9 protein-coding genes are annotated in these 9,457 nt (G+C 62.4%); 5 read left to right on the forward strand and 4 right to left on the reverse strand.

Annotated features, from left to right (window positions below; all coding sequences use genetic code 11):
- Positions 1-701: 701 nt before the first annotated feature.
- The gene (locus tag ABR948_RS27495; protein ID WP_428124120.1) at positions 702-974 is read left to right on the forward strand and encodes a hypothetical protein; all 273 of its coding nucleotides are present in this window, start codon (positions 702-704) and stop codon (positions 972-974) included.
- Between the two features lie 683 nt (positions 975-1,657).
- Entirely contained in the window at positions 1,658-2,617 is a 960-nt protein-coding gene (gene ku / locus ABR948_RS27500) for a non-homologous end joining protein Ku (RefSeq protein WP_428124122.1), read from the forward strand.
- 105 nt (positions 2,618-2,722) lie between these two features.
- Here the strand turns inward: ku and ABR948_RS27505 are convergent, their stop codons facing one another.
- The 4 genes from ABR948_RS27505 to ABR948_RS27520 form a co-directional block, all read right to left on the reverse strand.
- The gene (locus ABR948_RS27505) at positions 2,723-2,887 is read right to left on the reverse strand and encodes a Flp family type IVb pilin (protein WP_428124124.1); all 165 of its coding nucleotides are present in this window, start codon (positions 2,885-2,887) and stop codon (positions 2,723-2,725) included.
- A gap of 190 nt (positions 2,888-3,077) precedes the next feature.
- On the reverse strand, positions 3,078-3,299 hold the full coding sequence (locus tag ABR948_RS27510; protein WP_291568615.1) for a hypothetical protein: 222 nt from the start codon (positions 3,297-3,299) through the stop codon (positions 3,078-3,080).
- 120 nt (positions 3,300-3,419) lie between these two features.
- Complete coding sequence (locus tag ABR948_RS27515; protein ID WP_428124126.1) at positions 3,420-4,997, reverse strand: MDR family MFS transporter; 1,578 nt, start codon at positions 4,995-4,997, stop codon at positions 3,420-3,422.
- A 151-nt stretch (positions 4,998-5,148) separates the two neighbouring features.
- Positions 5,149-5,664, reverse strand: coding sequence for a YcgN family cysteine cluster protein (locus ABR948_RS27520; RefSeq protein WP_428124128.1), 516 nt, complete (start codon positions 5,662-5,664; stop codon positions 5,149-5,151).
- A 287-nt stretch (positions 5,665-5,951) separates the two neighbouring features.
- On the opposite strand from ABR948_RS27520, the gene ABR948_RS27525 reads away from it, so the two are divergent.
- The 3 genes from ABR948_RS27525 to ABR948_RS27535 are packed head-to-tail and all read left to right on the forward strand — an operon-like array spanning position 5,952 to position 9,378.
- Positions 5,952-8,234, forward strand: a complete 2,283-nt coding sequence (locus tag ABR948_RS27525; protein WP_428124130.1) for a transglycosylase domain-containing protein — start codon at positions 5,952-5,954, stop codon at positions 8,232-8,234.
- A 2-nt stretch (positions 8,235-8,236) separates the two neighbouring features.
- Positions 8,237-8,815, forward strand: a complete 579-nt coding sequence (locus ABR948_RS27530) for a DUF1214 domain-containing protein (RefSeq protein ID WP_428124132.1) — start codon at positions 8,237-8,239, stop codon at positions 8,813-8,815.
- On the forward strand, positions 8,812-9,378 hold the full coding sequence (locus ABR948_RS27535) for a DUF1254 domain-containing protein (RefSeq protein ID WP_428124134.1): 567 nt from the start codon (positions 8,812-8,814) through the stop codon (positions 9,376-9,378). The genes ABR948_RS27530 and ABR948_RS27535 overlap by 4 nt, the downstream gene beginning before the upstream one ends.
- The last annotated feature ends 79 nt before the right edge of the window (positions 9,379-9,457 follow it).

The raw sequence follows: 9,457 nt of genomic DNA on the forward strand, positions 1-9,457 counted from the left end.
GTTTCCTGGCATAACAACGACCTAAAAGCTCCGTCATCTTTAATCAATTAACACCAAACCGATCCTGTAGCTGGTAAACGAGCCTCAAGAATCCTTTCAGATGATGAGCAATTCGTAAACTTGAGTTAAGGACCATTGATCACCGGCTGCTCGCGAAACACTTTTCGCCGCCGGGAGCTGGCAGAACGAAATCATTATAGGAGAGATCTGAAGTAGGAACCGTCGGCCCGTGCCGTCTCGCCTGGCGCCAGGAGACATGGCGAGGCATACGGCTCAAGAACCCACCGCCATTGAGCCGCGGCCGACCGCCGTCAAAGAATGATTGCTGGCCCGTCTTCATGTCCCGAAGTCGACCTCTCCCCCAGTTTGCCTGGTGCGCGGCCGCCGCTCGGCTTTTTGACCGGCGGGGGCGCTCCCCCCGCTCGTCAGTCCGTCCGTCTCGCGTTGCAAAGTACCGGTAGTTGGGCGGTGAAAAGCCAAAGAAATCCCGCGGGCCTCGGTCAGAGGTGTGCGGCCGCATCAATCGAACCAAAAACTGCATTCTCACGGACGGCTAGGATCGATGCTTGCAACACGTAAGAGCAGGCTTGGCACCCCAATTAAGCTGGGGATGTTGCTTGCGTCGATTTTCGCGGCGCCCTCACCAGGCCGCGAACCGAAAGGCTCGACGTCGATAGGCTCCGCGAGCGCGAAACCACCTCGTGACCAGAGCAAAAACGCCTTGTTTGGCCAATATTACCGGATTAATGTTGGTCATGGACCCGATAACCGCCTTTCGGATCAGGCAAGTGATTGCGATTGTCGTCGCAGCGTTGGTGACAGCCGCCGCGATCCGGCACTTCGCTCATGTTAACGGCGGCCTTGCGCGCGAAGAAATCCGCTCATGGGCATTGACATTCGCAGCATCTCTTACGGGCATTCTGCTAGTTGGCGCACTATTCTCAATATTTTTCAGAGGCAAGCGCCAGAAGTAAATTAAAGATAGTAAATTAAAGATATTGTCGGAAATGCTGGGGATCGCTGCCGTACATAACCGGACTATCGTTTCCCTTCCCCGAAGACCTGTTGTTTGTGGATTGCTTTGACTCGGTTTTTTCTCGGTGCTGGTGGCTCAGTTGGAGGACAAATTGGGCACGGGACCCGTTCAGCTCCGCCGGACCAAGCCGAATTCCTGAAGACGACGGCGGATGGGTAGAGCTCTATGAAATTGCAGCCCACCCGAAGCAGCATTGCCCAAACACAAGGTGCCGGCGGGCATTAGCTTCGTTACGCAACTCGATTTGGCGTTGTCAGGCAAACTCGCGCGGCGTTCTGAAGTGCGCTAGATAGTTCCACCGCGGGCTGGCTAGCTCAGCGCGCGCGACGTCATCAGGCGGCGGCGACCGGTCCGAAGGTCTATTGGTCCGCGACCTGATCCGTGGCTTTATCGATCGGAAGCCGAGCACGAGCTCTGGCACCAGGTGCTTGAGGCTATCAAGAGCTATCTTGTGTAGCCGAACCGCTCTCGAACGACCCGATCGGATCTGCGCAGGGGTAGAATCAAGCATCCACGGGGATCCTCACTTTGAGCGCCAGTCCAAAGAAGTGCTAGCTTATTTGAAATTCGGTTCCCTGGTGGTATGGTTACAGAATATTCGTTGCGTTTTCGGAGTATCCCATGGCTCCCCGTGCCAACTGGAAGGGCTTTTTGCGCCTTTCACTCGTGACCTGCCCGGTCGCGCTGTATCCGGCGACGTCGGATACCGAAAAAGTCAGCTTCAACCAGATCAACCGCAAGACCGGCCACCGCATCAAATATGCCAAGGTCGATGCCGACACCGGCGAGGAAGTCGCCGCCGAAGACATCATGAAGGGCTACAAGGTCGACACCGACACCTACATCGAGGTGTCGAAAGATGAACTCGACGACATCGCGCTGGAGTCGACGCACACCATCGAGATCGACGAGTTTGTGCCCAAAACCGATATCGACAACCGCTATCTGATCCGCCCTTATTACCTCGTGCCCGATGGCAAGGTCGGCCACGATGCTTTCGCGGTGATCCGCGAGACCATCCGCGGCATGAACAAGGTCGCGATCGGGCGCGTGGTGCTGACCAACCGCGAGCACATCATCGCGCTGGAACCGCTCGACAAGGGCCTGATGGGGACGCTGCTGCGCTATCCGTACGAGGTGCGCAGCGAGAAGGAATATTTCGCGGATATCCAGGACGTGAAAATCACCAAGGATATGCTGGATCTCGCCAGGCACATCGTCGAAAAGAAGTCCGGATCGTTCGAGCCCGACAGGTTCGAGGACCATTATGAATCCGCGCTGATCGATCTCATCAACAAAAAACGCAGCGGCATCAGCATCACCGCGAAAGCGGCGCCCAAATCAAGCGGCAACGTCATCAATCTGATGGATGCGCTGAAGCGCAGCCTCGCAGGTGAGAAACAATCCGTCCCTGCCCCAAAGGCCAAAGGCAAAAAACCGCGCATAGCCAGCGCCGGCCAGCGCGAGATGCTGCTTCCGATCAGCGGCAAGCGCGCGGCCAAGGAAGAACCAAAAGTGCAGGCGCCGAAAAAGTCCGAAAAACCGGTGCGCGCCCCCGTCCGATCCAAGAAGGCGGGATAGCGCCAAAGCGCGTGCGGCGGCGCGCCATGGTTGCGGGCGCTGAAAGAAAAGGCACAAGGCAAGCGACGGGAACGGCAACAGAGCTCCGCCCGCAGGCGCGACCGGCTATTTCAGCGACGAACTGATCGAGGTGAAGCGGCTGTTGAGACCGCTGCCGAGGCTGTTGACGGCGGCCACGATCACGATGCTGATTCCCATTGCGATCAGGCAATATTCAATCGCGGTCGCGCCGGATTCGTTGCCCAGGAATCTTGAAATTAGCTGACGCATTCAAAGCTCCCGTTTGACGGTGCGGGCTCGACCACGCCGAAATCTAGGTAGCATTGGTTGCAGTTACGTTGACAAACTCGCTAAACGATGGGTTAAGCGAATGGATCGTAATTCGGGTATCCGTGGTCGCAGCGGCATTCATACACGGTATCCCTGCACGGCATTGATGCAGACGCACTGAACCGCGAACTCAGGGCTTGAAGAACGCGGGATCGTTGAGCGCCTTGATCATGGTGTCCACCATGTCGGCGGCGCCGTGGTCTTCCCGCTCCTCCAGAAGCTCCCACATCTTGCGCAGGTTGGCGCGCATCGGCGCCTTCAACGAGGGGTCACGCTCGATCAGGGTCCGCGCGATACAGAAGGCGATGCCTTCGGTGCCCATCCGGGCCTGCTCGACGGTGGGTTTGCTCATGGCCGGCTCCTTGTCGGAATTGGGTTGGTTGCTGGCGCCGCTGTTAGATCAAATCGCAGCGCAGGGATAGAAGAAGTCATCGACATCGCGGCAAGACAACTGCCGCAGGGGTCAGGCGCCCTACTCTGCCATCCCGACCGGCGTAGCCGGCCCGGCCAGCGGCTTTTCTTCCATCAGGACCATAAACAGCGAGGCCCCGGCGAGCATGGCCGCGGCGGCGCCGAACACATAATGGAAGGCCGTGATCATATCGGCGGCCGGAATCGAACTCACCGGGCCGCGATGCTCGCCGCTGAGCGAAATATCCGCACCCAGCGCCATCAGCAGGATCGCCGAGAACACGGCCACCGTAAACGAGGCCATCAACGCACGGAAGAAGTTGGTCGCCCCGGTAATGGTGCCGACCTGCGAGCGCGCCACCGAATTCTGCGCCGAAACCGTGCTGACCGGAAACGCGGTGCCAAGGCCCAGCGCGAACACCGACAACAGCACCAGCAGCACCCACAGCGGCAGGGACGTCAGCGCCAGCGCGCCTGCCGCCAGCGCCGCGCACAAGGTGCCGATGATGGCGACGTGCTTGTAATGTTTTGTGCGCGCCATGGCTCGGCCGGCAATCGCGGCACCGCCGGTTGAAACCGCCGCCAGCGGAATCAGCGCAAGCCCTGCCTCGCTGGCACTGAGATGATAGACCACCTCGTAATAGAGCGGCAGATGCACGGTCAGCCCCAGCATCGCGCCCATCGCCAGGCCGCCGCACGCCATCGCGTAGGGCACCACCGTTCCGCCCATCAGCGGCAGCGGCAGGAAAGGCTCCTCGGTATTTCGGACATGCCACACAAACGCCAGCGCCAGCGCGACCGACGCACCGACCATCGCCATGATCACAGGCGACAGCCAGAGATAGCGATTGCCGCCCCAGGTCAGCACCAGCATGAACACCACGGCGGAAGCCATCAACAGCACGCCGCCGAGCCAGTCGACCTTGCGCCTGCGATGGAACACCGGGATCTTGCCCATTTTCGGCAGCAGCATGGCCAGCGACATCAGCCCGAGCGGCACGTTGATCCAGAAAATCATCGACCAATGCAGATGTTCGGCGAACACGCCGCCGAGAATCGGTCCGCCGATACCGGCCGCCATCCACACGCCGCTGAAATAGGCCTGGTACTGGCCGCGCTCGCGTGGCGTCACCACATCCGCAATCACGGTCTGCACGATCGGCAGGATGCCGCCGCCGCCGAGTCCCTGCAGGCCGCGCGCCAGGATCAGCACCGGCATGTTCGGCGCCACCGCGCACAGGATCGAGCCCGCGATGAACAGGCTCATCGCGGTGATGATCATGGCGCGGCGGCCGTAGATGTCGCTCAGCGTGCCGAACACCGGCGCGACCGCGGTCGACGCCAGCAGATAGGCCGTGATGACCCATGACAGGCTGGAGACGTCGTGGAATTGCCGCCCGATGGTCGGCAGCGCGGTAGCGACGATGGTCTGATCGAGCGCGGCCAGAAACATCGTCAGCATCAGGCTGATCAGGATGGTGTGGACTTCGCCTGGCGTCAGCGGCGCCGGTGGCGCGATCGGCGGCGCGTCGCTGATATCGATGATCCCGGCAGGCAATTGCGACAGCCCGCCGGCGACGGCTTCGGGCAATGTCTGTTGGTCAGCCGGGTGACGGCTCTGCCGTTCGAACTTGTTCATGCTGAATTGTGTTGGTCTGGCGTGCGCGGCCGGCGGCCGCGGGAATCATCTTATACAGCGCAATTTAAGCGGCAAACCGGTGTTGTGGCAGAGGGTTGAGCGCATGGGTGTGTCCCGCGAGAGGACCAACGCGGTCGCGCGCCGCCCGGGTTCAGGATTGTGGCCGCTTTTTCAGTCGCGCCCGTTTCGGCAACAGCGCCGGCCATTGCACGATGTGATCCTCAAGGTCGGCGTCCGCGATCTCGTTTTCGGTTCCCTGCACCCGCCCGCGCACGGAAACGCCGGCTTCATGCACGGTGTCGGGATCGCCCGAAATCAGCGGATGCCACCAATAGAGATCGCGGCCCTCCGCCACCAGTTTGTAACCGCAACTCGGCGGCAGCCAGTTCAGGGTGCGGACATTCGCCGGCGTCAGCCTGACACAGTCTGGAACCAGGTCGGACCGGTTCGCATAATCCTTGCAGGCGCACAGCCCGGCATCGAGCAATTTGCAGGAAACGTGGGTGAAATAGATCTTGCCGGTATCCTCGTCCTCGAGCTTCTCGAGGCAGCACCGCGCGCAGCCGTCGCACAGGCTTTCCCATTCGACGCTGGACATCTGTTCCAACGTCTTGGTTTTCCAGAAGAATCCCTCTTGACTAGAGGGCGGCTTGGGCGGAGCGGTCATGGATCCCCAGGGGTTTCCGGGCGACAACGGGAGAAAGCCCTTCTAGGGGCTGCGACGGCACGGGTGCAAGCGGGATGCTTGGACGGCGCCACAAAAGCCGGGACAGCGTTAGCCCTGCCGATCGAAATGGCAGCAGGACCATTGGTTTATGGCCCCCGCTCAGATAGATAAAGACCGAGTCCCCAGCGGCGCTGGCAGCGCCTTGGGTTCGCCGCAACATTCCCGCAAGACGTCTCAACGGTACCCCCGCCGGGTGCTTGAGCGCTGCAAACTGACCAAGGGTCCTGGTGCCCAAGATCGTACCAACGGAATGGAAGAAGAAGATCCGGCACTGGATGCTGGATCTCGACGCGCGCATCGATTCAACGCTGTTCTCTTCCGGCAAGGGCGCCCGCGAACTCTATGAGCGGTTCTCGACCTTCATGGACCACTTCTATGTCGGTCGCTGGAAACGCTGGGTCTTCATCGAACCCCTGTCCGAAGCCGCCACCCTCGGGCTCGGCGGCCTGATCCTGATGCTGGCGCTGGCGGTGCCGGCGTTTCGCGAGACCGCCGACGAAGACTGGCTGAAGAAATCCGATCTCGCGGTGACCTTCCTCGATCGCTACGGCAACGGCACGCCGATCGGCAGCCGCGGCATCAAGCACAATGACTCGATTCCGCTCGAGGATTTTCCGGACAATCTGATCAAGGCGACGCTGGCGACCGAAGACCGCCGCTTCTACGACCATTTCGGCATCGACATCGCCGGCACCGCGCGCGCGCTGTTGACCAACGCGCAGGCCGGCGGGGTGCGCCAGGGCGGTTCATCGATCACCCAGCAGCTCGCCAAGAACCTGTTCCTGAGCAACGAGCGCACCATCGAGCGCAAGGTGAACGAGGCGTTCCTCGCGATCTGGCTGGAGACGCGGCTCACCAAGAACGAGATTCTGAAACTCTATCTCGATCGCGCCTATATGGGCGGCGGCACCTTCGGCGTCGACGGCGCCGCGCATTTCTATTTCAACAAGTCGGCGCGCGACGTCAATCTTGCGGAAGCCGCGATGCTGGCCGGGCTGTTCAAGGCTCCCACCAAATATGCGCCGCACATCAACCTGCCCGCGGCGCGCGCCCGCGCCAACGTGGTGCTGGATAATCTGGTCGACGCCGGCTTCATGACCGAAGGCCAGGTGTTCGGTGCGAGGCGCAATCCGGCCACCGCGGTCGATCGCCGCGACGAGAATTCGCCGAACTATTATCTCGACTGGGCCTTCGACGAGATGCGCAAGCTGGTCGATACGTTTCCGAAATCCTACAACGAGCGCGTCTTCGTGGTCCGCACCGCGATCGACATGAACGTGCAGCGCGCCGCGGAAGACGCCATCGAGAACCAGCTGCGCCAGTTCGGCCGCGACTATCACGCCACCCAGGCCGCCACCGTGGTCGCCGATCTCGACGGCGGCGTGCGCGCGATGGTCGGGGGCCGCGACTACGGCGCCAGCCAGTTCAACCGTGCCGTCGACGCCTACCGGCAACCCGGTTCGTCGTTCAAGCCCTATGTCTATACCACGGCGTTGCTCAACGGCTTCAAGCCGACCTCGATCGTGGTCGACGGCCCGGTCTGCATCGGCAATTGGTGTCCGCAGAATTACGGTCACTCCTATTCCGGCGCGGTGACGCTGACGCAGGCGATCACCCGCTCGATCAACGTCGTTCCCGTGAAACTGTCGATTGCGATCGGTGGCAAGGGCGGCCCGAAGGCCGGCCGCGCCAAGATCGTGGAGGTCGCGCGCCGCTTCGGCATCAAGGCACCGCTGCCGGATACCCCGTCGCTGCCGATCGGCGCCGATGAAGTAACGGTGCTCGAACATGCCGTGGCCTATGCGACGTTCCCCAACAAGGGCAGATCGGTCACCCCGCACGCGGTGCTGGAAGTCCGCACCGGCGCCGGCGATCTGGTCTGGCGTTTCGATCGTGACGGCAAGAAGCCGCTTCAGGCGATCCCGGCCTCGGTGGCCGCCGACATGGCGGGCATGATGAGCCACGTCGTCAGCGAAGGTACCGCCCGGCGCGCCGCGCTCGATGGCATCCCGACCGCCGGCAAGACCGGCACCACCAACGCCTATCGCGACGCCTGGTTCGTCGGATATACCGGCAATTTCACCTGCGCGGTGTGGTATGGCAACGACGATTACTCGCCAACCAACCGCATGACCGGCGGCTCGCTGCCCGCGCAGACCTGGCACGACATCATGGTCGCGGCCCATCAGGGCGTCGAGATCAAGGAGATTGCGGGCATCGGAGCCGGCACGAAATTGCCGCCGCCGGTTGCCTCCGCCACTGTCGCGGCCAACGGCGCACCGAAGCCCGCGGAGATCAGGCCGCCCCCGATCCTCACCAAACGCGGCGCCGACATCCTGGTGCGGGTTGAAAAAATGCTCGACGACGCGGCGCAGACCGCCGGAAACAGCTCGCCTGGCGAACCCGCAAAGCCTAGCAAGCCGGTGTCGTCCAGCTCGCTCGCGTTCCCTGAAAGCTTTGCAGCGGCGGCGCCGGGCGACCCAGCTACGTCAGCTCCGCGCAAGAACTGACCGTGCGGCTGATATTCATCACGTTACTGGCGCTGATCCTCGCCACCGTCGTCGGCCTCGGCGCGACGTGGCTGACGGCGACGCGCGGCACCGATCTCGGCACGCTGCGGATCGGCGCCTGGACCGCCCGCCCCAAAACCGGCACCGCCGACGTCGACCCCTATTCACGCGCCTCCATCGCGCGCAGCGGCGAGCTGCCCATCGGCACCGGCGACGGCGTGGCATTCTCGGCGACGACGGACGATCGCAAGCGGCCGCTCGATGGCCGCTGCGACGTGATCGTCAGCGGCGTCACGCCCGCGGCACGGTTTTGGACCTTGACGCTGTACGACAGCAAGGGACGCCTGGTTGCGAATTCGCTGCAACGTTACGGCTTCACCAGCCAGGAAATCATCCGCGGCGCCGACGGCGCGTTCGAGGTGCGGGTGGCGTCGCGATCGCGCGCGGGAAACTGGCTGCCCACCGGGGGAATCGAGCGTTACGCGCTGATGCTTCGGCTGTATGACACGCCGGTGGGCGTGGCGACGCGGACCCAGCGTGACGCGCCGATGCCCTCGATCGCGACCGTGGGGTGCCCATGATCCGTCTGGTGTTCACCATCATCGCAGGCGTGCTGCTCGGCGGCGTCGTGCATCTCGTCAGCGTGCTGGCGCTGCCGCGCATTGCGACCCAGGATGCCTATTCGCGCCTGACGCCGCTGACCAAACTCAACGCCGTCAGTCCGCTCCCGCAGGCGGACCCGAACAACGCCCCGATGCCGTTCATGGATCCAGCGTTCGCGACCGCGATCTGCCGCTACGACCTGTCCGGCGGACCGATCAAGCTCACGGTTCCCGTCAGTCAGGCCTATACCTCGGTGTCGTTCTATACCCGCAACGAAGTGGCCTATTACGCCATCAACGACCGATCCGCCGGACGCAAGGTGATCGAACTCGATCTCATGACCGAGGCCCAGCACGCCGAGCTGCCGGAGGATGAGGATGTGACCGCGGCCGACCGGTTGATCATCGATTCTCCAACCGCGGCGGGACTGATCGTGCTGAAGGCGCTGGCGCCGGAACCAGGCCTGATGCCGCAGGCCCAGGCGTCTCTCGCCGCATCGAACTGCAAGGTGCAGACCGAGCCGATGCCGGCCAAACGCTGACCGAGACGCCGCCGGTCTTTCCAGATATCTCTACCGACCCTGATGCGACAGGTGACGGTCGAACGTCATCATCAGGGCG

Source organism: Bradyrhizobium sp. (genome assembly GCF_050014615.1).
Taxonomy (GTDB): Bacteria; Pseudomonadota; Alphaproteobacteria; order Rhizobiales; family Xanthobacteraceae; genus Bradyrhizobium.